The sequence below is a fragment of the Streptomyces sp. NPDC058086 genome (genome assembly GCF_042885015.1).
Taxonomy (GTDB): domain Bacteria; phylum Actinomycetota; class Actinomycetes; order Streptomycetales; family Streptomycetaceae; genus Streptomyces.
The window spans coordinates 48,035-73,323 of record NZ_JBHVST010000058.1 but is presented as its reverse complement, the minus strand read 5'-3'; the positions used below and the strand labels follow the sequence as shown (position 1 = coordinate 73,323).

22 protein-coding genes are annotated in these 25,289 nt (G+C 71.1%); 17 read left to right on the top strand and 5 right to left on the bottom strand.

The window, feature by feature from the left end; all coding sequences use genetic code 11:
• Nucleotides 1-234: 234 nt before the first annotated feature.
• The 3 genes from ACFVWD_RS35270 (at nt 235) to ACFVWD_RS35260 (ending at nt 5,221) form a co-directional block, all read left to right on the top strand.
• Nucleotides 235-1,710: an FAD-dependent monooxygenase gene (locus ACFVWD_RS35270; RefSeq protein WP_389602054.1), complete on the top strand. Its 1,476-nt coding sequence runs from the start codon at nt 235-237 to the stop codon at nt 1,708-1,710.
• A gap of 85 nt (nt 1,711-1,795) precedes the next feature.
• The gene (locus ACFVWD_RS35265; protein ID WP_168509688.1) at nt 1,796-3,496 is read left to right on the top strand and encodes an NAD(P)/FAD-dependent oxidoreductase; all 1,701 of its coding nucleotides are present in this window, start codon (nt 1,796-1,798) and stop codon (nt 3,494-3,496) included.
• 213 nt (nt 3,497-3,709) lie between these two features.
• Nucleotides 3,710-5,221 (top strand): FAD-binding oxidoreductase, encoded by a 1,512-nt coding sequence (locus ACFVWD_RS35260; protein WP_389602052.1) that lies wholly within the window; start codon nt 3,710-3,712, stop codon nt 5,219-5,221.
• A 118-nt stretch (nt 5,222-5,339) separates the two neighbouring features.
• On the opposite strand, the gene ACFVWD_RS35255 is transcribed toward ACFVWD_RS35260, so the two are convergent.
• On the bottom strand, nt 5,340-5,942 hold the full coding sequence (locus ACFVWD_RS35255; RefSeq protein WP_385376464.1) for a TIGR03086 family metal-binding protein: 603 nt from the start codon (nt 5,940-5,942) through the stop codon (nt 5,340-5,342).
• A 155-nt stretch (nt 5,943-6,097) separates the two neighbouring features.
• Between ACFVWD_RS35255 and ACFVWD_RS35250 the strand changes: the two genes are divergently transcribed.
• Both ACFVWD_RS35250 and ACFVWD_RS35245 read left to right on the top strand, forming a co-directional pair.
• Entirely contained in the window at nt 6,098-7,132 is a 1,035-nt protein-coding gene (locus ACFVWD_RS35250; RefSeq protein WP_389602049.1) for a helix-turn-helix transcriptional regulator, read from the top strand.
• Between the two features lie 125 nt (nt 7,133-7,257).
• Nucleotides 7,258-8,100: an NAD(P)H-binding protein gene (locus ACFVWD_RS35245; RefSeq protein WP_389602047.1), complete on the top strand. Its 843-nt coding sequence runs from the start codon at nt 7,258-7,260 to the stop codon at nt 8,098-8,100.
• A gap of 213 nt (nt 8,101-8,313) precedes the next feature.
• On the opposite strand, the gene ACFVWD_RS35240 is transcribed toward ACFVWD_RS35245, so the two are convergent.
• The gene (locus tag ACFVWD_RS35240; protein WP_168493642.1) at nt 8,314-8,967 is read right to left on the bottom strand and encodes an FMN-dependent NADH-azoreductase; all 654 of its coding nucleotides are present in this window, start codon (nt 8,965-8,967) and stop codon (nt 8,314-8,316) included.
• A gap of 104 nt (nt 8,968-9,071) precedes the next feature.
• Here ACFVWD_RS35240 and ACFVWD_RS35235 point away from each other — a divergent pair, with 104 nt between their 5' ends.
• From ACFVWD_RS35235 to ACFVWD_RS35220, 4 genes are all read left to right on the top strand, one after another.
• Entirely contained in the window at nt 9,072-9,443 is a 372-nt protein-coding gene (locus tag ACFVWD_RS35235; protein WP_389602045.1) for a winged helix-turn-helix transcriptional regulator, read from the top strand.
• Nucleotides 9,444-9,579: 136 nt separating this feature from the next.
• Complete coding sequence (locus tag ACFVWD_RS35230) at nt 9,580-11,082, top strand: DUF2252 domain-containing protein (RefSeq protein WP_389602043.1); 1,503 nt, start codon at nt 9,580-9,582, stop codon at nt 11,080-11,082.
• Nucleotides 11,083-11,140: 58 nt separating this feature from the next.
• Nucleotides 11,141-12,040 (top strand): hypothetical protein, encoded by a 900-nt coding sequence (locus ACFVWD_RS35225; protein ID WP_389602042.1) that lies wholly within the window; start codon nt 11,141-11,143, stop codon nt 12,038-12,040.
• 155 nt (nt 12,041-12,195) lie between these two features.
• A complete protein-coding gene (locus tag ACFVWD_RS35220; protein ID WP_054237233.1) occupies nt 12,196-12,525 on the top strand; it encodes a rhodanese-like domain-containing protein in 330 nt (109 codons plus the stop codon).
• 186 nt (nt 12,526-12,711) lie between these two features.
• Here ACFVWD_RS35220 and ACFVWD_RS35215 read toward each other — a convergent pair whose 3' ends face one another.
• A complete protein-coding gene (locus tag ACFVWD_RS35215; RefSeq protein WP_389602040.1) occupies nt 12,712-13,845 on the bottom strand; it encodes an acyl-CoA dehydrogenase family protein in 1,134 nt (377 codons plus the stop codon).
• Between the two features lie 366 nt (nt 13,846-14,211).
• Between ACFVWD_RS35215 and ACFVWD_RS35210 the strand changes: the two genes are divergently transcribed.
• The 3 genes from ACFVWD_RS35210 to ACFVWD_RS35200 are packed head-to-tail and all read left to right on the top strand — an operon-like array spanning nt 14,212 to nt 17,053.
• A complete protein-coding gene (locus tag ACFVWD_RS35210; protein ID WP_389602038.1) occupies nt 14,212-15,087 on the top strand; it encodes a DUF5819 family protein in 876 nt (291 codons plus the stop codon).
• The gene (locus ACFVWD_RS35205; RefSeq protein WP_389602036.1) at nt 15,084-16,313 is read left to right on the top strand and encodes an HTTM domain-containing protein; all 1,230 of its coding nucleotides are present in this window, start codon (nt 15,084-15,086) and stop codon (nt 16,311-16,313) included. Before ACFVWD_RS35210 ends, ACFVWD_RS35205 begins: the two co-directional genes overlap by 4 nt.
• The gene (locus tag ACFVWD_RS35200; RefSeq protein ID WP_389602034.1) at nt 16,310-17,053 is read left to right on the top strand and encodes a TrmH family RNA methyltransferase; all 744 of its coding nucleotides are present in this window, start codon (nt 16,310-16,312) and stop codon (nt 17,051-17,053) included. Before ACFVWD_RS35205 ends, ACFVWD_RS35200 begins: the two co-directional genes overlap by 4 nt.
• A 22-nt stretch (nt 17,054-17,075) precedes the next feature.
• Here ACFVWD_RS35200 and paaN read toward each other — a convergent pair whose 3' ends face one another.
• Nucleotides 17,076-18,776 carry a phenylacetic acid degradation protein PaaN gene (gene paaN, locus ACFVWD_RS35195; RefSeq protein WP_389602032.1) on the bottom strand — a complete coding sequence of 567 codons (1,701 nt, stop codon included), beginning with the start codon at nt 18,774-18,776 and terminating at the stop codon, nt 17,076-17,078.
• A 148-nt stretch (nt 18,777-18,924) separates the two neighbouring features.
• Between paaN and ACFVWD_RS35190 the strand changes: the two genes are divergently transcribed.
• Together ACFVWD_RS35190 and ACFVWD_RS35185 are read left to right on the top strand one after the other, a co-directional pair.
• Nucleotides 18,925-20,439 (top strand): 3-hydroxyacyl-CoA dehydrogenase, encoded by a 1,515-nt coding sequence (locus ACFVWD_RS35190; protein ID WP_389602030.1) that lies wholly within the window; start codon nt 18,925-18,927, stop codon nt 20,437-20,439.
• Nucleotides 20,436-21,026 (top strand): TetR/AcrR family transcriptional regulator, encoded by a 591-nt coding sequence (locus tag ACFVWD_RS35185; protein WP_389602028.1) that lies wholly within the window; start codon nt 20,436-20,438, stop codon nt 21,024-21,026. Before ACFVWD_RS35190 ends, ACFVWD_RS35185 begins: the two co-directional genes overlap by 4 nt.
• 43 nt (nt 21,027-21,069) lie before the next feature.
• On the opposite strand, the gene ACFVWD_RS35180 is transcribed toward ACFVWD_RS35185, so the two are convergent.
• Nucleotides 21,070-21,570 carry an Lrp/AsnC family transcriptional regulator gene (locus ACFVWD_RS35180; protein ID WP_373558965.1) on the bottom strand — a complete coding sequence of 167 codons (501 nt, stop codon included), beginning with the start codon at nt 21,568-21,570 and terminating at the stop codon, nt 21,070-21,072.
• Nucleotides 21,571-21,743: 173 nt separating this feature from the next.
• Here ACFVWD_RS35180 and pdhA point away from each other — a divergent pair, with 173 nt between their 5' ends.
• From pdhA to ACFVWD_RS35165, 3 genes are read left to right on the top strand one after another with little or no spacing between them, the layout of a single operon-like run.
• On the top strand, nt 21,744-22,886 hold the full coding sequence (pdhA, locus tag ACFVWD_RS35175) for a pyruvate dehydrogenase (acetyl-transferring) E1 component subunit alpha (protein WP_389602026.1): 1,143 nt from the start codon (nt 21,744-21,746) through the stop codon (nt 22,884-22,886).
• The gene (locus ACFVWD_RS35170) at nt 22,883-23,887 is read left to right on the top strand and encodes an alpha-ketoacid dehydrogenase subunit beta (protein WP_101399209.1); all 1,005 of its coding nucleotides are present in this window, start codon (nt 22,883-22,885) and stop codon (nt 23,885-23,887) included. Before pdhA ends, ACFVWD_RS35170 begins: the two co-directional genes overlap by 4 nt.
• The gene (locus ACFVWD_RS35165) at nt 23,887-25,272 is read left to right on the top strand and encodes a dihydrolipoamide acetyltransferase family protein (protein WP_389602024.1); all 1,386 of its coding nucleotides are present in this window, start codon (nt 23,887-23,889) and stop codon (nt 25,270-25,272) included. Before ACFVWD_RS35170 ends, ACFVWD_RS35165 begins: the two co-directional genes overlap by 1 nt.
• Nucleotides 25,273-25,289: the final 17 nt, after the last annotated feature.

Here is a 25,289-nt window from a genome sequence, read left to right as displayed (position 1 = left end):
ATATATACACTTATACATTGGTCGGCAGCGTCTGTTGTTTATAAGAGACCGCCGCCTGTTAGGCGGCCTGGGGGGGTGCAGGCACCCCCCGAGGCCGCTTGGCACCCCGTACCCCCCAGTAGCTGCAAGGCCTCTGACGAACTTGTCAGAACTTGTCAGAGTTCTGTATCGGCGGCCATTCAGCTTCCCGGGAGCCCTCGGAATACTGGAGAAAACGCCAGCGGGAGAGGGAATATGGACGCCTTCAATGCCGATGTGATCGTTGCCGGAGCGGGACCCTCGGGCCTCATGCTCGCGGGAGAACTGCGCCTCTCGGGTCTCTCGGTCATCGTGCTCGACCGGCTGGAACAGCCGATGCAGCAGTCCCGTGCGCTGGGATTCTCCGCCCGTACGATCGAGGAATTCGGCCAGCGTGGACTTCTCGAGGATTTCGGTCCGCTGGAGACCATACCCGGCGGCCATTTCGGTGGACTCCCCATCGACTACCGCATTGTCGAGGGCGGCAATTTCGGTGTCCGCGGTGTTCCGCAGTCGCGCACCGAGGCCGTCATCAACAAGTGGGCCGTGGGTCTGGGCGCCGACGTCCGCCGGGGCCACGAGGTCATCGGCCTGACGCAGGACGAGAACGGGGTCCAGGTCGAGGTCGCGGGCCCGGAGGGCGTCGAGACGCTGCGCGCCGCGTACGTCGTCGGCTGTGACGGCGCCCGCTCCACCGTCCGCCACCTGGCCGGGATCGACTTCCCCGGCGTCAGCGCCACCATCGAGATGAAGATGGCGGACGTCGCCGGAGTCCAGCTGCGGCTGCGCCCCACCGGTGAGGTCGGCGAGGCCGGCATGGTCGTGGTCCTGCCGCTCGGCCCGGGCGCCACCCGCGTGGTGGTCTTCGAGCGCGGCGCAGGTGTCCGCCCCACCCAGGAGCCGCCCACCTTCGAGGAGGTGGCCGCCGCCTTCCAGCGGGTGACCGGCGAGGACATCAGCGGTGCCAAGCAGCTGTGGACCAGCTACTTCACCGACGCCAGCCGGCATGCCGCCGAGTACCGCAAGGGCCGGGTCTTCCTCGCGGGCGACGCCGCCCACATCCACCTGCCGATCGGCGCCCAGGGCATCAGCGCGGGTGTCGGCGACGTGGTCAACCTCGGCTGGAAGCTCGCCGCCGCGGTCAAGGGCCACGCCCCGGAGGGCCTGCTCGACACCTACCACTCCGAGCGCCACCCGGTCGGCGCCCGCATCGTCTACAACACCCTGGTCCAGCGCACCCTCTACCTCGGCGGTCCCGAGGCCCAGCCGCTGCGCGACCTGTTCGCCGAACTGGTCCAGATCGAGGGCGTACGACGTCACCTCGTCGGCCTGGTCACCGGCCTGGACATCACCTACGGCGCCGTCGAGGGCGGTCACCCGCTGCTCGGCCGCCGGCTGCCCGACCAGGAACTGCTGGTCGGCGACGAGAAGACGAGCACGTACGAGGTGCTGCACCAGGGCCGCCCCGTCCTCCTCGACCTGCACGACAACGCGGCGCTGCGCGAGGCCGCGGCCGCCTGGTCCGACCGCGTCGACGTCGTCACCGCCACCCGGCCCGACGCCGCCGCCCCGGCCGCCGACCTCCTCGTACGCCCCGACGGCTACATCGCCTGGGTCGGCGCCGACGGTTCCACGGACGGCCTGACCGACGCGCTCGCCCAGTGGTTCGGCGAGCCCGGCACCGCCGCCTGAACCCCTCCGGTTGATCCCAATCCCTCCAGTAGGACGCGCGCCACCCATCCGACCCGTCCGTGAAACGAGAAAGAGGAGTGCGGTCTTGCCCACCAAGGCTGAGGAAGCGAAGAAGGCCGACAAGGCCGCCGAGTGGACCGAATGCGACGTAGCCATCCTGGGGTCGGGCCTCGCGGGCTCGATCATGGGAGCGATCCTGGCCCGTCAGGGCGCGAACGTGGTGCTCATCGACGCCGGTCAGCACCCCAGGTTCGCCGTCGGCGAGTCCCAGAACCCGCAGCTCGTCGAGTGGCTGCACATTCTGGCCGTGCGCTACGACGTCCCCGAGATCAAGCACATGCTGGACGTGAAGGCGGTGACCGAGCACATCGGTCCGACGCACGGCCGCAAGCAGAGCTTCGGCTTCGTCACGCACCGGCCGAACCGCGAGCCGGACCCGCACGAGGCGACGATGTTCGTCATCCCGAAGATGCTCACCGAGGCGGTGCACCTCTTCCGCCAGGACACGGACTCGCACTACCTGAACGTCGCCGCCAAGTACGGCTGCACGCTCCGCCAGAACTGGTTCGCCACCGACCTCGACGTCGACGACGACGGCGTCACGATCACCGGCAGGAACGGCGAGGTCTTCCGGGCCAAGTACCTGATCGACGCGAGCGGTTTCCGCTCCCCACTCGCGCAGAAGTTCGACCTGCGCGAGAACCCGCCCCGGCACAAGCACCACGCGCGCTCACTGTTCACGCACTACGTCGGCATCAAGCCGTACGACGACGTGTGCAACTACCCGGAGGCGCTGCGCCCGCCCGCCGAGTCGCCCTTCCACGGCGGCACCCTGCACCACCTCATCGAGCGGGGCTGGTTCTGGATCATCCCGTTCGACAACTACAAGGACTCCAAGAACCCGGCCTGCAGTGTCGGCCTGACCTTCGACGAGCGGCTGTACCCCAAGCCGAAGGACATGACGCCGGACCAGGAGTTCAACCACTACCTCGACATGTACCCGGCGGTGAAGCGGCAGTTCGAGGGCGCCAAGCGGATCCGCGAGTGGGTCTCCACCGACCGCCTCCAGTACTCCTCCAAGCGCACCATCGGCGCCCGCTGGTGCCTGATGTCGCACGCGGCCGGTTTCATCGACCCGCTGTACTCGCGCGGTCTGTCCAACACCTTCGAGGTCGTCGACGCCCTCGCCTACCGGATCCTGGACGCCCTGCGCGAGAACGACTTCACGGAGGAGCGCTTCGAGTACGTGGAGCGTCTGGAGCAGGGGCTCCTGGAGTACAACGACAAGATCGTCAACAGCTCGTACATCGCCTTCAGCCACTTCCGGCTGTGGAACGCGGTGTTCCGGGTGTGGGCCTGCTTCACCACGCCGGCCACCATGCGCCAGATCATGGCGCGCCAGAACTTCCAGTTCGACGGTGACGACCGGCACTTCAAGGAGATGGAGAAGGCGCCCTACACCGGCCTGTGGTGGCCGGACAGCCACGCCTTCAAGGTCCTCTTCGACACCACCGCCGAGACCTGCGAGCGGTACGAGGCGGGTGAGATCGACGGTGACAAGGCCGCGGACATCGTCTTCGAGGCGATCCGCGACTGCGAGTCCGTCAACACGCCCTTCGGCTGGAAGGGCCCCGAGGACCTCCGGTTCTTCCGGGCCACCACCCCCACGATGATGAAGTTCATGTGGTGGGCCAGCACCTCCGGACCCAAGGAGATGCGCGACCTCGGCCGTTCGATGCTGGCCGGCGTCGTCAAGCAGGGGGTGCGCGGCCGCAAGGTGTCCTGACCTCGGCCCCATCTCGAAGGCACCGCCTCGAAGGCACCCCCTCGAAGGTCCCGCCTCCCGGGCCCGCCTTCACAGAGCCACTTTCCCCCCGGATCCGGCGCCGGGCCCACCTTCCCCCCGTGGGCCCGGCGCCGGCCCCCTTGCTCCTCCCTTTACGTCTCCCCCCACTGACTTCCACCTACATCCACCGTTTCCTAGAACCTTGGGACATCCGTGATCACTCGTAGAGCACTGATCGGTGCGGGAACGGCCGCCGTCGGTCTGGCCGTCCTGCCCAACAGCCCTGTCTCCGCGGGCTCCTCCGCCCCCTGGAGCACCCTCGCCGGCAAGCTCCAGGGACAGCTGGTGCTGCCCACCGACTCCGGCTACGGCGTGGCCAAGCAGCTGGAACTCGGCCAGTTCGACTCGGTCAACCCGCAGGCCGTCGCGTACTGCGTCAGCTCCTCCGACGTCTCCGTCGCGCTGCGCTTCGCCCAGGACAACGCACTGCCGTCCGCGGTCCGCAGTGGCGGCCACAGCTTCGGCGGCTACTCGACCACGCCCGGCCTGATCATCGACGTGTCGCGGCTCAACGCGATCACCGTCGGCAGCGGCACCGTCGACATCGGCCCCGGCGCCAAGAACGTCGAGATACTCAACGCGCTCGCCCCGCACGCCCTGGTGGTCAGCGAGGGCGGCTGCCCCACCGTGTCGGCCGGCGGCTTCCTCCAGGGCGGCGGCTTCGGCTTCCTGACCCGCCCGACCGGTATGGCCTGCGACGCGATCACCTCGGCCGAGGTGGTCCTCGCCGACGGCTGCGTGGTGACCGCCTCGCCGACCAGCCACCCCGACCTCTTCTGGGCGATCCGCGGCGGCGGTGGCGGCAACTTCGGCGTCGTCACCCGCTTCACGGTCACCCCGCACCAGGGCGACCAGATGGCCATCAGCAACCTGATCTTCCCGTACGACCGCGCGGCCGACGTGCTGCACGGCGTGGGCCAGTGGCTGGTGGACGCCCCCCGCACCATCGGCGGCGGCGCCTACCTCGTCCAGGCCGACGCGGCGCCCGGCACCGTACCGGCGCTCAACGTCTTCCTCGCCTCCCGCGGCACCCCGGCCGAACTGGCCTCGGAAGCGGCGAGGCTGCTGTCGCTGACCGGCGCGGTGACGGCCCGCCAGGACGCGGTGATGACGTACCAGCAGGTCATGATGATGATCTTCGGTTGCAGCACTCTGACCCAGGACCAGTGCCAGCGCGCCGGGAAGTCGCCGAGCGGGGTGCTCACCCGGCCGGCCTTCGGTCTGGAGCGGACCCGGCTGGGCAGCGCGCCCTACGCGCAGAGCGACTGGGCGAACGTGGTGACGGCCTTCGACGCCGACCGCAAGGCCGGGCAGGCCCGGTACCTCGACTTTCACTTCTTCGGAGGTGCGGCCAACGACCCGGCCCGCACCGACACGGCGTACGTGCACCGTGACTCGCTCTTCTCCGTCAACTACCGGGTCCTGATCAACGACCCGGCCCAGGTCACCGCCGAGACCAAAGCCGTCGCCACGAGCTGGGTCGACCACGGGTTCGACACCATCGACCCGCTGTCCAACGGCGAGACGTACCAGAACTGGATGGACGCGGAGCTGCCGAACTGGCGGCAGTCGTACTACGCCGAGAACTACGCGCGGCTGAAGGTCGTGAAGGCGAAGTACGACCCGTACCGCTACTTCAAGTTCGCCCAGGGCATCGGAGCCTGACGCTTCGTGAACCCGGATATCTCATGAACCCGGATGACTCATGAACCCGGACATGTGGAAGGGCCGCCGGATCGATGTCCGGCGGCCCGCCCGCTCGATCGTCTGCCGCGTCGCCTCGTCAGGGACGACGTCCGTACCAGCCCACCAGCTTGTCGATGTCGGGAGCGTCCTCGTGCACCTCCACCACCGGGCCGAACGGCACCTGGCCGCCGCGGGGTTCCGCGGGCACGGCCCGGTGCATGTTGGCCAGCGGCGCGGCGAGCATCTCCGGGTCCCACTCGGGGCTCTGACCGGTCGCCTTCGCCAGGTCCCAGGCGTGCAGCACGAACTCGTTGGTGTAGATCACCGAGGCGACCACCCCGGGAACCGGGCCCCAGGGCAGGCCGATCTGGCGGCCCAGTACGGCCGGGTCCGACCACACCGCGTCGAACTCCTTCGTCGCCTCCGCCCATGCCTTGGCCCAGTCGCCGTCGGCGACGTCCTGGGCGAAGTGCGGAACGCTCATGAAGGAGCCGCCCGCGCCCATGACGGCGACCCGGCGCAGCACGGACACCACGTGGTTGGCCATGTCACGGACCGAGTAGTCGGGACACGGGGTGACGGTGTCGTACTGCTCGGGGCGCAGCGCGGCGAGCGTACGTCCGGTGAGCTCGACGGCCTTGAACAGGCCGCCACGGGGGTCGGTGGGCGGGTTGGCGGGGGGATTGGTGCTGTCAGCCATGTCTTGAGTCATGTCTTCATCGTCGACGTCAAACAGGTCATCTTGTGGCCTATTACTGAAGCCTCATCAGATCTTGCTGAAAATAGATGTATTGGCTCAAAGCATCTCAAAATCTCAGATCTCAGATCTCAGAATCTCGGAGGGGGCCGGTTGCTGTGAAGGCTGACCGTCTGGTGGCGACCCTGCTGCTGCTCCAGGCGCGCGGGCGGGTGACCGTGCGCGAGGTGGCCCAGGAACTGGAGGTGTCGGAGCGCACCGCGCGCCGTGACCTGGAGGCCCTCACCACCGCCGGTGTCCCCGTCTACTCGCAGCGCGGCCGGGGTGGCGGCTGGAGCCTGGTCGGCGGCGCCCGCACCGATCTGACCGGTTTCACCTCGCGGGAGATCGGGGCGTTGTTCCTGGCCGCGGGCCCCTTGTCGGCCTCGCCCGAACTGCGTGCCGCGTTACGGAAGTTGATGCGGGCGGTGCCCGCGCCCATGCGGCCGCACGCCGAGGCGGCCGCCAAGGCCATCCTCATCGACGGTGTCGACTGGTCGCGCACGGCGGGCGGCGGCGGCCCCCACCAGCACACCCTGGAGCGGGCGGTGCTCGACGGCGAACAGGTCCGGCTCGGCTACGCCCATCCCGACCGGGCTCCCGGTGAGCGTACGGTGCACCCGCTCGGCCTGGTCTCGAAGGCCGGCCGCTGGTACCTCGTCGCCGGGACCGAGGAGGGACTGCGCACCTTCCGGCTCAGCAGGGTCACCTCCGCGACCCGCACCGGTGAGCCGGTGCGGCGCCCGGAGGGTTTCGACCTCGCCGCCGCCTGGCGGGAGCTGGCCGCCGAGGTGGAGCAGCGGCTGACCGCGGCGACCGTACGGGCGCGGGCCGACCGCGACGCCCTGCCGGTACTGCGGCAACTGCTGGGCGGGCGGTTGCGGACGGGCGAGGCCCAGAACGACGGGCGGGTCGAGTTCACGGCCGACGGTCCGTCGGTGGAGGTGCTCGCCGCACAACTGGCCGGTCTCGGCAGCCGCGTCGAGGTGCTCGATCCGCCGGAGGCGCGGGAGTCGCTCGTACGGCTGGGTCGCTCGCTCACCGCGGTGTACGGCGGCCGCGAGGAAGAGACCCAGTTGGATAGCCACTTTCCTGTAGGTACCTACTATACGGAGGATGTTAGCGTCCCTGTCATGGCCGCCAACCACGGATGACCGGCGGATTTCCCAGACCATCCCCACACCATGCCCCGCGCCATGCGCCATGCCATGCCCCACGCCAATGAAGCCAATGACTGCTGATTACTGGTTCGGTTTAACGCACTAGGGAGTCTTTTCTGATGATTGTCGTCACTGGAGCCACCGGAAATGTCGGCCGTCCGCTGATCGAGGCGCTCGCCGAGGCGGGGGAGCAGGTCGTGGCGGTCTCGCGCCGCCCGCTGCCCTCCCCGGCGGACGGTGTCCGCCACGCCCAGGCCGACCTCGGCAGCGCCGAGAGCATGCGGCCGGTCCTCGAAGGCGCCGACGCCTTCTTCATCCTGCTCGCCGGCGAACTGCTCGGTTACGGCGAGGCCGCAACCGACCTGCTGGCCGCCGCCAGGGACGCCGGCGTCAAGCGGGTGGTCCTGCTCTCCTCGCAGATCAACGCCACCCGCCCCGACTCCGCCTCGCACGGCAGGCTGCGCGAGTTCGAGGAGGCCGTCCGCGGCTCGGGCCTCGACTTCACGATCCTGCACGCGGGTGGATTCGCCTCCAACGCCTTCGCCTGGGCCGAGTCGGTCCGTGCCGACCGCACGGTCTTCGCCCCGTTCGGTGACGTGGCCCTGCCGGTCGTCGACCCCGCGGACATCGCCGCGGTCGCCGCGGTCGTCCTGCGCGAGGACGGCCATGCCGGTCGTACGTACGAGGTGACCGGCCCCGAAGCGGTCAGCCCGCGTGCCCAGGCCGAGGTGATCGCCGAGGCCATCGGTGAGGAAGTGACCTTCGTGGAACTGACCCGCGAGGCCGCCCACACCCACATGGCCCAGTTCATGCCCGAGGACGTCATCCCCGGCACCCTGGACATCCTCGGCGCCCCGCTCCCCGCCGAGCAGCGGGTCAGCCCCGATGTGAAGAAGGTCCTGGGCCGCCCGGCCACCCCCTTCTCCGGCTGGGTGAGCCGCAGCCTTCCGGCGTTCAAGTAGCCCGCACGGCTCGCTCGGCCCGCTTGTCCCCCCGGTACCGCCGCCGGATGCCCGCTGCGATCCATCCCCCGCGGCAGTGGGCATTCGGCGGCCCATACGGCCGCACGACAGTACGGATCGCGACAGTACGGATCGCGACAGTACGTATGGTGCGTCACGTATGGTGCGTCGTCAGGGGCGCACCGGGGCTTGCCCGGCCTTCCCCCAGAGGGGCTACGCGGCGAAGCGCTCGGCGAACTCCTTGGCCTTCGTGACCGCCTCGTCGACGGCCTTGGCGCGGGAGGCCTCGTAAAGGGGGATGAGGTCGGCCATCGCCGGGTTGTGCGGCGCCATCGTGAGCTCCGGGACGATGACGTGGACGTCCAGGGCGAGGGTGTCGCGCAGGATCGCCTCCAGGTAGTTCTGGACGTACTCGTAACCCTCGCGCGGGGTGCCCGGCGCGTAGGAGCCGCCGCGGCTGGCGACGACCGTGACCGGGGTGCCCTTGACCTTCGAGTCCTCGCTCATGGCGGTACGGCCGATGAGGATCACCTGGTCCAGCCAGGCCTTGAGGGTCGAGGGGATCGTGAAGTTGTACATGGGCGCGCCGATCAGGATCGCGTCCGCCTGCTCCAGCTCCTCTATGAACGTCAGGCGCTCGGCGAAGGCGGCGGCCTGCTCGGGGGTGTGCGCGTCCGCGGGGGCGAAACCGGCGGTGTGGGCGTCGGCCGTGATGTGCGGGACCGGGTTCACGGCGAGGTCGCGGTAGATCACGGTGCCCTGCGGGTGCTGCTCCTCCCAGGCCTTGCGGAACGCGTCCGTGACCGTGCGGGAGGCGGAGGCTGCGCCCGGGAAAACGGACGAGTCGACGTGCAGGAGGGTGGCCATGGGGAATCTCCAGGAGAAGGGGGCGAACTTTTTGTACTGGACTAGAGATAACACAGCTACTTACTTTTTTTCATCCCCTCACGGGAACACAGTACCCTGGACCCATGCCAGAGCCGGGGACTCATGACGCAGGGCCGTGCCAGAGGGTCGACGACGGCATGGCCCGCGTCTTCCAACTGCTCGGGAAGCGCTGGACCGGCCTGGTCGTGGCCGTGCTGCTGCCGCACCCCGCGCACTTCTCCGACCTGCGCAGAGCGATCCCCGGCATCAGCGAACGGATGCTCTCCGACCGCCTCACGGAACTCGGCGCGGCGGGGCTGGTCGTCCGCGAGGTCGACGAGGGCCCTCCGCTGCGGGTCGTGTACGGCCTGACGGAGGCGGGCGCCGCACTGCAACCCGCGCTCGTGGAACTCGGAACCTGGGCGGAGAAGCACCTGCCGGGGAGCCCGCCGTGCCCGGGCGAACTCCGCAAGTGACCCTGAACCGGGGCTGATTCGGAGGGGCCGCGTTTTCCACAGGCCGGGAGTTGTCCACAGGGTCTGACGCGTTTCAGCCACCGGCGGTACGGTCATCACGAGTTGATGTTCGTGCGTGACGGGGGAGGCAGTCGGTATGACGGATCTTGGTGCAGCGGATCAGGCGCAGCAGGACCAGCGGAGCCGGCCGGGCGGGCAGGACCATCAGGACGAACAGGACCACCAGAGCGAGCAGGGCCGACAGGCGTCCAGGATCTCCGGGGTCTTCGGAGTGCGCGGATTCGCGGGCCGGCCCGTGCAGGCCGCACCCAAGGAAGCGGGCAAGGCGCTGCGCCGACGGGTGCCGCGCGCCGCGCACGCGGAGCTGACCTTCGACGCCGGCCGCCCGGACGCGGTGACCGCCGTCGAGGAGTCCAACCTCGGCCGGATCCCGGAGCTCACTCCGATACGGGTCGGCAGGATGGCCGCCACCCCCTTCGCCTTCCTGCGCGGTTCGGCCGGCCTTATGGCCTACGACCTCGCGCGCACCCCCACGACCGGCATCGCCGCCCAGATCTGCGGCGACGCCCACGCGGCCAACTTCGGCCTGTACGGAGACGCGCGCGGCGGCCTGGTCATCGATCTGAACGACTTCGACGAGACGGCACACGGCCCCTGGGAGTGGGACCTCAAGCGCCTCGCCACCTCGCTCGTGCTCGCGGGCAGGGAAGCGGGCGCGGACGAGGACGCCTGTCGCAAGGCCGCCCAGGACGCGGTCGGTGCCTACCGACGCACGCTGCGGCTGCTCGCGAAGCTCCCGGTACTGGACGCGTGGAACGCCATCGCGGACGAGGAACTCGTCTCCCACGCCGATGCCCACGACCTGCTCGGCACGCTGGAGCGGGTCATGGAGAAGGCGCGGGCCAACACCAGCGGACGGTTCGCGGCCAAGTCGACCCAGCCGACGGAGGACGGCAGCCACCGCTTCGTGGACGCGCCTCCGGTGCTGCGCCGTGTACCCGACGCGGAGGCGGCGGCGGTCGCGGCCTCGCTGGAGCACTACCTGACCACCGTCTCCGAGGACCGCCTCCCCCTCCTCGCGCGGTACGCGGTGCACGACGTCGCCTTCCGCGTCGTCGGCACGGGCAGCGTCGGCACCCGCTCCTACGTCGTGCTGCTCCTCGACCACCGCGGCGAACCCCTGGTCCTCCAGGTGAAGGAGGCCCGCGCCTCGGCGCTGCTCCCGCACCTGGCGACGGCCGGCCACGCCATACCGGAGGTGCCGCACGAGGGCCGCCGGGTCGTCCTCGGCCAGAAGCGCATGCAGGTCGTCAGCGACATCCTGCTCGGCTGGACCACCGTCGAAGGCCGCCCCTTCCAGGTACGCCAGTTCCGCAACCGCAAGGGCAGCGTCGACCCCGCCGCCCTCGCCGCCGACCAGGTCGACGACTACGCCCGCATGACCGGCGCCCTTCTCGCCCGCGCCCACACCCACACCGCCGACCCCCGGCTCATCGCCGGGTACTGCGGGAAGAGCGAGGAGCTGGACGAGTCCATCGCCTCGTTCGCCGTGGCCTACGCCGACCGTACGGAGGCGGACCACGCGGAGCTGGTCACGGCGGTCAGGGAAGGGCGGGTGGCGGCGGAGCTCGGGGTGTGAGCCGCCCCGGCCGGGGGAAGGCCGCGAGTCGTACGGGGCCGTGGCCTAGTCTGGTCGGGTGACGACCCCGGAAGCCGAGCACAGCGAGTCCGACCGTACCCAGGCCGAGGATGCCCGGCCCCAGGGCGCCGGGGATGCGGATGACCACGACGAGTCCGCGCCGGAGGCGGCGCCCGAGGCGCAGGCCCGGCCCGAGGAGCGGCTTGAGCGGGCCGTGCGGGCGGCCGAGCAGGCGTTGATCGAGTTCGAGATTGCCGTGGAGACCTTCCGCGTCGAGGTCGAGAACTTCTCGCGCCTGCACCACCAGAAGCTCGGCCCGATGTACTCGCGGCTCGACGAGCTGGACGCGCAGATCGCCGAGGCGGTCGCCGCGCGCACCGGGGACGTGGAGGACATACGCAAGGCGGACGAGGCGCGGGCGCGGGTCATGCCGATGCCCGGGGTCGAGGAGCTCTTCCACGGCTGGATGGACTCCGAGGGACTGTTCCCCGAGGCGGTGGCGATGCTGACGGACCAGCCCGTACGCCCCCCGCAGCGCGTGCGCCCCAGCGAGGAGGCTCGTCAGCTCTACCGCGAGCTGGTCCGCAAGGCCCACCCCGACCTGGCCCAGGACGACGACGAGCGCAGGCGGCGCGACGAGTTCATCGCCCGGGTCAACGCCGCGTACAGCCGTGGCGACGAGGCCCTGCTGCGGGAGCTGTCCGAGGAGTGGGCGGCGGGCCCGGTGCCCGAGGAGTGGAAGCCGAGCCGCAGCGAGGAGCTCTACGCCCGCCTCGAGTGGCTCGCCCAGCGCAAGGAACTGCTCGCCCTGGTCGCCCACGAGCTGGAGGAGAGCGCCATCGGCGCCATGCTCAAGCTGGCCCCGGAGGACCCGGACCGGCTGCTGGAAGAGATCGCCGAGCAGCTGCTGGCCCAGGTCGACGAGCGAGAGAAGGAGCTGGCCCGGCTGGTCGGCTAGGGCCTGTCCGGCCGATCAAGTCGCACGAAAGCGACGGGGCCTTGGCCGTGCGCGTCTGCGACATGATCGGCCGGACGCCCTAAGGGCCTGTCCGGTGGGGCTTCGGGTCGCCCGCGCGGTCGGGTAGCGTCGGGGGCATGAGTTTTGGATCTGGTGTGCCCACGGTCGAGGTCGGGGATCTCGCGGACGGAGACTTCCTGCTGGACGTCCGGGAGGACGACGAGTGGCAGGCGGGCCATGCCGCGGGGGCGCTGCACATCCCCATCAGTGAGTTCGTCGCACGCTACGGCGAGCTGACCGAGGCGGCGCCGCAGGACGGCAGGGTCCATGTGATCTGCCGCTCCGGGGGCCGCTCGGCGCAGGTCACGATGTACCTGGTCCAGCAGGGCATCGACGCCGTGAACGTCGACGGTGGCATGCAGGTCTGGGCCGCCGCCGGCCGCCCGGTCGTGGACGACAAGGGCACCCCCGGCTTCGTGCTGTAGCCACCGGCGGGGGTTCACGCCCGCTGGAGCCACCGGCAGGGGTTCACGCCCGCTGGAGCCACCCGCAGGGGTTCACGCCCGCGCCCGCCTTTGCCCAGCGGCGATCATCACGCCGCGCGGCGTCCCACCGCTGCCCGGGGCTCGCCCACGCCCGGAGAGGCGAAGACGCGCTGCGGGCGTGGGGGTTCAGCCCAGGGGATGGGCCGCGAGCAGATCCCCCAGTGCCTCCTCGTGCGCCGCCGCCGGTCCGAGCGACAGTTCAAGCTGCTTGGCCCAGGCGTGGTACCGGTGCAGCGGGTAGTCGACGTCGGCGCCGAACCCCCCGTGCAGATGCTGCGCGGTCTGCACGACCCGCCGTACCCCTTCCGACGCCCAGATCTTGGCGACGGCCACGTCCCCGGAGGCGGGAAGCGCACCCCCCGCCCCCGTACTGATCCGCCACGCGGCCTGCCACAGCGTCGCCTCCATCGCCCGCAGGTCGATATAGCGGTCGGCGGCCTGTACGGCGACGGCCTGGAACGTGGCGACCGGGAACCCGAACTGCTCCCGCTTGCCCGTGTACGCGCTCGTCATCCCGAGCACCCGCTCGCCGAGCCCGAGCGCCAGCGCGCATGTCCCGGTGGCCAACAGCTCCCGCAGCCACTCCCACGCCCCGTCCGCTTCGATGACATCCCGGGCGGTGATCCGCGCGGACTCCAGGCGCAGCTCGCCGAGCCGTTCACCGGTCGTGGAGATCTGCTCACCGAGGACGACCCCCTCATGGACCCGGGGTACCAGCGCGAGGACGGTCCGGCCGCCGCCCGTGTGCGCGGGTACGACGGTGAAGTCGGCGTTCTCCGCCCACGGAACCGCCGTCTGCACCCCGTCCAGCACCCACGCGTCACCGTCCCGCCGTGCGGTCACGGCGAGTTCGGCCGGGTCGTGCCCGGTCCGCCCGTTCGCCGCGACGGTCAGCACGACCTCGCCCCGGCCCGCCCGCGCGAGCAGCTCCGCCTTCAGCTCCTCGCCGCCGTACGCCTGCACGGCCACCGCCGCCGCAGTGTTCTCCAGCAACGGCACCCGCGCCAGCACCTTCGCCGCCTCGCGCAGCACCAGGCACAGCGCGATCGCGTCGAGGCCGGCCCCGCCGTACTCCGCGGCGAGCAACAGACTCAACAGATCCGCATCGGCGAGCCTCGCCCACAGCGCCCGGTCGAAGTCGTCGGCGACGGCGCCCGCGGTGACCGCGGGACTGGGCACTCCGTCCGGCGCGACCCCACCGAACACCGCCTTCGCCGCCTCGACCGCCGCCTGCTGCTCCTCGGTGAAGGTGAAGTCCACGGTCCTGTCCTCCCACGCACCGACCCACCGACCCGGCGGACACCGGATCTGACGGAGCGTCAAGATAGAACAGGTTCTACAAGAAGGGAACGGTTCGACCGCGGAAGCCCCGCCGCCCTGGCCGACCGATCGTTCGGTTTGTCATGTCACGTACCCGGGCGGGCGGCCGTAGGGTGTCCACCGCTGTGGATAACCTCGGGGTCGCTGTTGTGTCGCTGTTGTGCGCACTGTGCCGAATGGGGCTGTGCCTGGCGGTCCGGCGTGAGTACCGTTCCCGTGCGCACGCCGCGGTGTGGTGCGCGCAGGTGTCACGGCGCCGCGCGGCCCGGCGGCGAGAATCGGACCGGGATCGGGAATCGGGGCGGAATGGACGAGTACGACGAGGGCTCGAAGGCCCGGCACCTGCCGGACGGCCCTGACGGCTCCCTGCCCGAGGGCCCCGCCTCCGCCGGTTCCACCCCTGACAGCACCCCCTCCACGGACCAGGAACCCGTCCCCCAGGCATCCGCTGTCGATCCCCCCGCCCCCACCCCCGCCCCCACCCCCGCCCCCACCCCCGCCCCCGTTCCAGTCCCCGCCCCCACCGGCATAGCGTCCCTCCCCCTCCGCTCCCAGGTCGTCGCCGCCCTCGCCCTCGCGGTCGTCGCGGTTGTCGCCTGTGTGCACCTCGGCATGGTGTTCCTGCACGTCGCGCCCTCGAACACGGTCACCAAGCAGCACGGCCGGGCGATCGACGACTGGATCTACCCGGAGTTCGAGCAGAACTGGAAGCTCTTCGCCCCCAACCCGCTGCAGCAGAACATCGACGTCCAGGTCCGTGCCCGGGTCCGCGGCGCGGACGGTGGCAGCACCGAGACCGGCTGGTACGACCTGTCCGGGCTGGACGGCGCGGCGATCGACGGCAATCCGCTGCCGAGCCACACCCAGCAGAACGAACTGCGCCGGGCCTGGGACTTCTACACCGGCACGCACGACAACCAGAACCGCCCGGTGGGCCTGCGCGGCGACCTCTCCCAGCGTTATCTGCGCCGGGTCGTCGTGCTGCGTCTCGACCGTGAGGGGGCCGGCGGCAAAGGCGCGGTCGTCGAAAGCGTCCAGGTCCGTTCCCGTACCACCAACGTGCCGCCCCCGAAATGGAGCGAGGAGCAGGTGTCCGACACGCCCGTCCTGCGCGAGCTGCCCTGGTGGACCGTTCCCGAGGAGGACGTGACGGACGCGCGGACGGAGGCGAGCGCCCGATGAACCGCATCGCAGTGTCGATCTCGCGCGGTATCGCCCGGGTCACCGACGCCGCCCTCGGCCCGTACCAGACGGCCGTGATCCGCATCGGCTTCGCCGCCACCTGGCTGCTCTTCCTACTGCGCGAGTTTCCGCACCGCCAGGAGATGTACGGCCCCGACGGACCGTGGAAGTGGGACCTCGCCCAGCGGCTCGTCGCGGACAACCACGCCTTCACGATCCTGATGTGGTCCGACAGCCAGGTGTGGTTCGAGATCGTCTACACCCTGGCCGTCCTCTCCGCTCTCCTGCTGCTGGTGGGCTGGCGGACCCGCACGATGTCCGTGCTCTTCATGGTCGGCGTGCTCTCGCTGCAGAACCGCAGCATCTTCATGGGGGACGGCGGCGACAACGTCATCCACCTGATGGCGATCTATCTGGTGTTCACGCGCTGTGGACAGGTGTGGTCGCTGGACGCCCGGCGGGCCCGGCTCGCGCGGGAGGCACGCGCGCGTGGGGACCTCCCGCGGGCCGGGGCCCGGGACCGGGTCGGTCTCGTCCTGTGGGCGGCGCTCGGCCTGCTGCTGGCCGCGGCGACGGGCGTGGGACGGCTCAGCCCCGGCTGGCTGCTGGTCTTCTGGGGGCTGTGGGCGGTCCAGGCGCTGTGGTGGGCCGTCGGCCGCCAGGCGCGCGCCGCGGAGCCTCGGATCCTGCTCGATGTGATCGCCAACGCCGTGCACAACGCGGCTCTGCTCGTGATCATGGCCGAGGCGTGTCTGATCTACGCGACCGCCGGCTGGTACAAGATCCAGGGCTCGCGCTGGCAGGACGGCACCGCCGTCTACTACCCGCTCCACCTGGACTACTTCTCCCCCTGGCCCGCGCTGTCCGACCTGCTGGCCTCACACGGCACGATCGTGATGCTGGTGACCTACGGGACGGTCGCCGTGCAGGTCGCCTTCCCCTTCACTCTGATCAACCGGCGCGTCAAGAACGTCCTGCTGGCCGCCATGATGACCGAGCACGCCGTGATCGCCGTGGTCCTCGGGCTGCCGTTCTTCTCGCTCGCGATGATCGCCGCCGACGCGGTGTTCCTGCCGACGTCGTTCCTGCGGCGCCTCGGCGGATGGGCGGCACGCGCGCGTGGACGACTGTTCCCGCCCGGCGCCCGCAGGCTGCCGGGTCAGCGCGCTCAGGAGCCGCGCACCCCGGAGCCGGCCGAGGACCCGCACGTAGGCTTCACCGCATGAAGGACCCCGTGAGCGCCTGGCGCCGCCTCGCCGACACCTCCGTCCTGCTCGACGGCTTCCACGCCCTCAAGCACGCCGTGCGCTTCCGGGCCGAGGTCCTGGTGGCGGTCACCGGCGACCGGCAGGCGGCGCTCGCCCTCACCGACGAGCTGGCCCCGGACGTACGGGACACCCTGGACGCTCTCCTGGTGGAGGTCCCGGAGGCCACGTACCGCTCCCTCGTCCCGCGTCCGCACCCGACCGCGGTGGCCGCGTTGGCGGTACGTCCCTCCCGCGAGGCCAATCTGCGGGCGCTGGCCCACACGCCCCGCACCGCCCCCGTGGTCGTCCTCGACCAACCGCGCAACCTCGGGAACGCCGGTGCCGTGATCCGCCTCGCGGCCGGCTTCGGCGCCACCGGCGTCGTCACCACCGGCACCCTCGACCCCTGGCACCCCACAGTGGTGCGGGGCGGGGCGGGCCTGCACTTCGCGACCGCCGTGGAGCGGCTGACGGTGGCCGAGCTGCCGTCCGGGCCGGTGTTCGCCCTCGACCCGGACGGCGAGGACATCCGGGGAATGAAGCTCCCGGACGACGCCGTGCTCGCGTTCGGCTCCGAGCGCAGCGGCCTTTCCACCGACCTGCGCGCTCGTGCCGATCACTTGGTGTCGCTCCCGATGCGCCCCCAGGTCTCCAGCTACAACCTGGCGACGAGCGTGGCCATGACGCTGTTCCACTGGAGCGCCTCGCAGGGGCAGTAGGGCCTGTCCTGCGGATCGGGTCCTAACGCCGGACCTCCACCACCCGGAACCGGTTGGCCACGAAGCCCCCGTCGCACAGCGCGGCGTTCGCCGCCGGGTTGCCCCCCGACCCGTGGAAGTCCGAGAACGCCGCCGTCTGATTGACGAACACGCCGCCCGTCAGATTCAGGGACAGCTGGGCGCACTCCTCCAGACAGGCCTCCTGCACGGCCTCCTCGACGACCTCGTCGGTGGTGTACGCCCCGACGGTCATCGCCCCCTTCTCCCGGACGGTCCGCCGCAGCAGCTCCACCGCGTCCCCCGCCGAGTCGACCGCGACCGCGAAGGACACCGGTCCGAAGCACTCGTTCATGTAGGCGGCCTCGTCGTCGGCACCCTCCCAGTACTTCCGCGCGCCGTCGAGCTTGACGATCACCGGGGTGCGGACGACCGCGTCCGGGAACTCCGGGTTGGCGATCTCCCGTGAGGCGAGGGCGACCTCGCCGAGCCCCGCCGCGGCCTCCAGGCGTGCCTTGACGTCCGGGTTCACGATCGCGCCCAGCAGCCCGTTGGCACGCGCGTCGTCCCCGAGGAGTCCGTCGACCGACCGGGCGAGGTCGGCGACCACCTCGTCGTACGACTTGGAGCCCTCCTCCGTACGGATGCCGTCGCGGGGGATGAGGAGGTTCTGCGGGGTCGTGCACATCTGGCCGCTGTACAGGGACAAGGAGAAGGCCAGGTTGGACAGCATCCCCTTGTAGTCGTCGGTCGACTCCACGATCACCGTGTTGACGCCGGCCTTCTCCGTGTAGACCTGCGCCTGGCGGGCGTGGGTCTCCAGCCAGTCGCCGAACGCCGTCGACCCGGTGTAGTCGATGATCCGGATCTCGGGGCGCACGGCCAGGGTCTTGGCGATGCCCTCCCCGGGCCGCTCGGCGGCCAGCGCCACCAGGTTCGGGTCGAAGCCCGCCTCGGCGAGCACCTCGCGCGCGACCTGGACGGTGAGCGCGAGCGGCAGCACCGCGCGCGGGTGCGGCTTGACGAGCACGGCGTTGCCGGTGGCCAGGGAGGCGAACAGGCCCGGATAGCCGTTCCACGTCGGGAAGGTGTTGCAGCCGATCACCAGCGCGATGCCGCGCGGCACCGGCGTGAACCGCTTGGTCATCGCGAGCGGGTCGCGCTTGCCCTGGGGCTTGGTCCACTCCGCGGTGTCGGGGGTGCGGACCTGCTCCACATACGCGTACGCCACCGCCTCCAGGCCGCGGTCCTGCGCGTGCGGGCCGCCCGCCTGGAACGCCATCATGAAGGCCTGGCCGCTGGTGTGCATGACCGCGTGCGCGAACTCGTGCGTGCGGTCGGCGATCCGCTTGAGGATCTCCAGACAGACCATCGCGCGCATCTCCGCGCCCGCGTCGCGCCAGGCCCGCTGTCCGGCCCGCATGGCGGGCAGCAGCACGTCGACGTCTGCGTGCGGGTAGGTGACGCCCAGCTCGATGCCGTACGGGGAGATCTCGTCGCCCACCCAGTCGTCGGTGCCGGGCTGGCCGAGGTCGAGGCGGCTGCCGAGGAGGGCGTCGAAGGCGGCCTTGCCCTCGGGCATGCTCAGGCTGCCGTTCTCCCCGTAGGCCTTCGGGTGCTCGGGGTGCGGGGACCAGTACGCGCGCGTACGGATCGCTTCCAGTGCCTGGTCGAGCGTGGGCCGGTGCTGGGCGGTCAGCTCGTGCGCGGTCAGTTCGGCGGCCATGCGGGACCATCTCCTCGTCTCAAGAACTCTTCGCTGAGCTCATGACCTGGGCAGAAATAGCCGGACAGAGTTAGAGTAACCGAACGATCGGTCGGGACAAGGGGGTCCGCCGCATCTGTGGAAAACCCCGTGCGGGAGGATCGCGCACATGACAGCACTCGACCTCAACAGCCCCGTGGCCGTCGTCGGCACCGGCACCATGGGCCAGGGCATCGCCCAGGTCGCGCTCGTCGCGGGCCACCCCGTGCGGCTCTTCGACACGGTTCCCGGGCGTGCCGACGCGGCGGCCGAAGCGATCGGCGCGCGTCTCGACCGGCTCGTCGAGAAGGACCGGCTCGTCGCCGCCGACCGGGACGCGGCACGCGCCCGGCTGCACCCCGCGCACAGCCTCGCCGAGCTGGCGGACTGCGCGCTCGTCATCGAGGCGGTGCTCGAACAACTCGAGGCGAAACAGCAGTTGTTCCGCGAGCTCGAGGACATCGTCGAGCACGACTGTCTGCTCGCCACCAACACCTCGTCCCTGTCCGTCACGGCCATCGGCGGCGCCCTGCGCAACCCCGGCCGTCTGGTCGGACTGCACTTCTTCAACCCGGCGCCGCTGCTGCCGCTGGTGGAGGTCGTCTCCGGGTACGCGAGCGACTTCTCGTCGGCCACGCGCGCGTACGAGACGGCACGCGCCTGGGGGAAGACACCGGTCGCCTGCGCCGACACCCCCGGCTTCATCGTCAACCGCATCGCCCGGCCCTTCTACGCCGAGGCCTTCGCGGTGTACGAGGCGCAGGCCGCCGACCCCGCGACGATCGACGCCGTCCTGCGCGAGTCCGGCGGTTTCCGGATGGGGGCCTTCGAGCTGACCGACCTGATCGGCCAGGACGTCAACGAGTCCGTGACGCACTCCGTGTGGCAGTCCTTCTTCCAGGACGTGCGCTTCACGCCCTCGCTCGCCCAGCGGCGGCTCGTCGAGTCCGGCCGGCTCGGCCGCAAGACGGGGCACGGCTGGTACGACCACGGGGCCGACGCCGAGCGTCCCGAGCCGCACACCGCGGAGCAGGCGCAGGCGCCCGCGTACGTCGTCGCCGAGGGCGATCTGGGTCCGGCCTCCGAACTGCTCACGCTGATCCGCGAGGCGGGAATCCAGGTTCGCGAGGACGAGGAGGACCACGGGACCCGGCTGGTGCTGCCCAGCGGCGGCCAGCTGGTCCTCGCCGACGGCCAGACGTCGGTCGAGTTCCGCGACGTCGTCTACTTCGACCTGGCGCTCGACTACCGCCGGGCGACCAGGATCGCCCTTTCGGCCTCCCAGGACACCGCCCCGCAGACCCTCTCCGAGGCCGTCGGCCTCTTCCAGGCGCTGGGCAAGACCGTCAGCGTCATCGGGGACGTTCCCGGCATGATCGTCGCCCGGACGGTGGCGAGGATCGTCGATCTTGCGCACGACGCCGTCGCCAAGGGCGTCGCCACCGAGGAGGACATCGACACCGCGATGCGGCTGGGGGTCAACTACCCCCTGGGCCCCTTCGAATGGAGCCGCAGGCTCGGCCGGAGCTGGGCCTGCTCCCTTCTGGACGACCTGCACCAGCGCGATCCCTCCGGGCGCTACGCGCCCTCTCTCGCGCTCTACCGCCACGCGTACGCCACCGAGAAGCGCGAGGGAACCTCATGACCACCGCCAAGCGCGACACGTACACCCCTGAGAGCCTGCTCTCCGTCGCCGTCCAGGTCTTCAACGAACGCGGCTACGACGGCACCTCCATGGAGCACCTCTCCAAGGCGGCCGGCATCTCCAAGTCGTCGATATACCACCACGTCACGGGCAAGGAGGAGCTGCTGCGCCGCGCCGTCAGCCGGGCCCTGGACGGCCTCTTCGCCATCCTCGACGAGGAGCACGCGCGCGTGGGGCGTGCGGTGGAGCGCCTGGAGTACGTCGTACGGCGCATGGTCGAGGTACTCACCGCGGAACTGCCGTACGTGACCCTGCTGCTGCGCGTGCGCGGCAACACGGGCACCGAGCGCTGGGCCCTGGAGCGGCGCCGCGAGTTCGACCACCAGGTGGCCGAACTCCTGAAGGCCGCGGCCGCCGACGGGGACGTACGCGGCGACATCGAGGTCCGCCTCGCGACCCGACTGGTCTTCGGAATGATCAACTCGCTCGTCGAGTGGTACCGGCCCGACAGCCGGGGCATGGACGAACGCGAGATCGCCGACGCGGTGGCGCAGCTGGTCTTCGGAGGGCTCCGGAACGAGGCGTGACGCTTCGGCCGCCCCCGGCACGGAGGTCACCCCTCGGGCTCGGTCACCCCTCCGGCTCCAGGTCCTCCTCCTCGAAGACCAGGAGTGTTCGGGTGCTGAGGACCTCGGGGATGGCCTGGAGGCGGGTGAGGACCAGTTCGCGGAGGGCTCTGTTGTCGGGGGTGTGCACCAGGAGCAGGACATCGAAGTCGCCGCCCACGAGGGCGATGTGGGAGGCGCCGGGCAGCACCCTGAGCTGCTCACGGACTGTGCGCCAGGAGTTCTGCACGATCTTGAGGGTGATGTACGCGGACGTGCCCTGCCCGGCGCGTTCGTGGTCGACGCGCGCCCCGAAGCCGCGGATCACGCCGTCCTCGATGAGCCGGTTGATCCGCGCGTAGGCGTTGGCGCGGGACACATGGACCCGTTCGGCCACGGAGCGTATCGAGGCGCGGCCGTCCGCCTGGAGCATCTGCAGGATGTCCTGATCGATGGCGTCGAGCGGACGGGCGGGCGGCGGGACGGGGCCGGCCTCCGGCGGCTCGGCCATTTGTTCAGGTGCCATGTCCCCCCGCCTCCCTACCATGGACGTACTGCGTCCATCTCAGGCTGTGCAGAACCGTTTGTCCACAGCCTGGCGGTGCCTGTAGCCAAAATGTGCCGACGACCGAACAATCGGTAGGTGAGGCGCCTCACACCCGTGCAGCGCCCAAGCCGCTCCCACGAGGAGGTGCCGTCATGACGGTCATGGAGCAGCGAGGCGCTTACCGGCCCACGCCGCCGCCCGCCTGGCAGCCCCGCACCGACCCCGCGCCGCTGCTGCCCGACGCGCTGCCCCACCGCGTCCTCGGCACCGAAGCCGCCGCGCAGGTCGACCCGGGCCTGCTGCGCCGCCTGTACGCGGAACTGGTGCGCGGCCGTCGCTACAACGCGCAGGCCACCGCCCTCACCAAGCAGGGCCGCCTCGCCGTCTACCCCTCCAGCACCGGCCAGGAGGCCTGCGAGGTCGCCGCCGCACTCGTCCTGGAGGAGCGAGACTGGCTCTTCCCGAGCTACCGCGACACCCTCGCCGCCGTCGCCCGCGGCCTCGACCCCGTCCAGGCCCTCACCCTCCTGCGCGGCGACTGGCACACCGGCTACGACCCCCACGAGCACCGCATCGCACCCCTGTGCACCCCCCTCGCCACCCAGCTCCCGCACGCCGTGGGCCTCGCGCACGCCGCCCGCCTCAAGGGCGACGACGTGGTCGCGCTCGCCCTGGTCGGCGACGGCGGCACCAGCGAGGGCGACTTCCACGAGGCGCTGAACTTCGCGGCGGTCTGGCAGGCCCCGGTCGTCTTCCTCGTCCAGAACAACGGCTTCGCCATCTCCGTCCCGCTCGCCAAGCAGACCGCAGCCCCCTCCCTGGCCCACAAGGCCGTCGGTTACGGAATGCCCGGCCGGCTGGTCGACGGCAACGACGCGGCGGCCGTGCACGAGGTCCTGAGCGACGCCGTGCGCCACGCGCGCGCGGGAGGCGGTCCGACGCTGGTCGAGGCCGTGACGTACCGCATGGAGGCCCACACGAACGCCGACGACGCCACCCGCTACCGCGGCGACGCCGAGGTCGAGACCTGGCGGGCGCACGACCCGATCGCCCTCCTGGAGCACGAGTTGACCGAGCGCGGCCTGCTCGACGACGACGGCATACGGGAGGCCCGCGAGGCCGCCGAGACCATGGCCGCCGACCTGCGCGCCCGCATGAACCAGGACCCGGTGCTCGACCCCATGGACCTCTTCGCCCACGTGTACGCCGAGCCCACACCTCAACTGCGTGAGCAGGAGGCGCAGTTGCGCGCCGAGCTCGCGGCCGAGGCCGAGGCCGAGGGTACGGCCCGATGACCACTGTCGCGCTCAAACCCGCCACCATGGCGCAGGCCCTCACGCGCGGGCTCCGCGACGCCATGGCCGCCGACCCGACCGTCCACGTCATGGGCGAGGACGTCGGCACCCTGGGCGGCGTCTTCCGTGTCACCGACGGGCTCGCCAAGGAGTTCGGCGAGGACCGCTGCACGGACACCCCGCTCGCCGAGGCGGGCATCCTGGGGACAGCCGTCGGCATGGCCATGTACGGGCTCAGGCCGGTCGTGGAGATGCAGTTCGACGCGTTCGCCTACCCGGCGTTCGAGCAGTTGATCTCCCACGTGGCACGGATGCGCAACCGCACCCGCGGCGCCATGCCGCTCCCGATCACCATCCGTGTCCCGTACGGCGGCGGCATCGGCGGCGTCGAGCACCACAGCGACTCCTCCGAGGCGTACTACATGGCGACCCCCGGGCTCCATGTCGTCACCCCCGCGACCGTCGCCGACGCCTACGGGCTGCTGCGCGCCGCCATCGCCTCCGACGACCCGGTCGTCTTCCTGGAGCCCAAGCGCCTGTACTGGTCGAAGGACTCCTGGAACCCCGACGAGCCACCGGCCGTTGAACCGATAGGCCGCGCGGTGGTGCGACGCCCGGGCCGCAGCGCCACGCTCATCACGTACGGGCCGTCCGTGCCCGTGTGCCTGGAGGCGGCCGAGGCGGCGCGGGCCGAGGGCTGGGACCTCGAAGTCGTCGACCTGCGCTCGCTCGTGCCCTTCGACGACGAGACCGTGGCGGCATCGGTACGGCGGACCGGACGCGCGGTCGTCGTGCACGAGGCCGGCGGTTACGGCGGCCCGGGCGGCGAGATCGCGGCCCGCGTCACCGAGCGCTGCTTCCACCACCTGGAGGCGCCGGTGCTGCGCGTCGCCGGTTTCGACATCCCGTACCCGCCGCCGATGCTGGAGCGGCACCACCTGCCCGGCGTCGACCGGATCCTGGACGCCGTGGGGCGTCTGCAATGGGAGGCGGACAGCTGATGGCCCAGGTGCTCGAGTTCAAGCTCCCCGACCTCGGTGAGGGCCTCACCGAGGCGGAGATCGTCCGCTGGCTGGTGGAGGTCGGCGACGTCGTAGCCGTCGACCAGCCCGTCGTCGAGGTCGAGACGGCCAAGGCGATGGTCGAGGTCCCCTGCCCCTACGGAGGCGTGGTCACCGCACGCTTCGGCGAGGAGGGCACGGAACTGCCCGTGGGCTCCCCCCTGTTGACCGTCGCGGTCGGCGCGCCGTCCTCCGGCGAAGAGACCGAGGGCTCCGGCAACGTGCTGGTGGGGTACGGCACCGGGGCGCCACCGGCGCGACGCAGAAGGGTACGCCCGCCCGCCGGGACGACCACTCCGCCCGGGGCGCACACGCAGACCCGGCCCGCGCACCACTCCGCCGCCGACAACCACCCGGGCGCCCCGGCGCGGGAGCCCGGGCCGGCCCATGACCACATCGCGACGACGGCACGCGCCGAGGGCCCCGTGCCGGTGATCTCCCCGCTCGTCCGCAGGCTCGCCCGGGAAAGCGGCCTGGACCTGCGGACCTTGGTGGGCTCCGGCCCCGACGGGCTGATCCTGCGGTCGGACGTGGAGCACGCGTTGCGTTCGGCCGGCACCCCGGTCCTGGAGCCGGAAACCCCGCTCGCCCCGCACACCCCCGAACCCGCCCCCGCCGCCCCGGCGCCTGCCACGGCCGGCACCCGCATCCCCCTCCGCGGCATCCGCGGCACGGTCGCCGACAAACTCTCCCGCAGCCGTCGCGAGATCCCCGACGCGACCTGCTGGGTGGACGCCGACGCGACCGAACTCCTGCAAGCGCGCAGGGCGATGAACGCCACCGGCGGTCCCAAGATCTCCCTGCTGGCTCTGCTCGCCCGCATCTGCACCGCCGCACTGGCCCGCTACCCGGAGCTCAACTCCACGGTCGACACGGAAGCCCGCGAGATCGTCCGCCTCGACCACGTCCACCTGGGCTTCGCGGCACAGACCGAGCGCGGTCTCGTCGTCCCCGTCGTCCGGGACGCCCACACGCGCGACGCGGAATCGCTGAGCGCGGAGTTCGCCCGGCTGACCGAGGCCGCACGCACGGGCACGCTGACGCCCGCGGACCTCACGGGCGGCACCTTCACGTTGAACAACTACGGGGTGTTCGGCGTCGACGGCTCCACGCCGATCATCAACCACCCCGAGGCCGCCATGCTCGGCGTCGGTCGGATCGTCCCCAAGCCCTGGGTGTACGAGGGCGAGCTGGCCGTGCGCCAGGTCGTCCAGCTCTCGCTCACCTTCGACCACCGGGTGTGTGACGGCGGCACGGCGGGCGGCTTCCTGCGTCATGTGGCCGACTGCGTCGAACAGCCGGCGGTGCTCCTGCGTTCCCTGTGATCGCGGCGGCACGCATA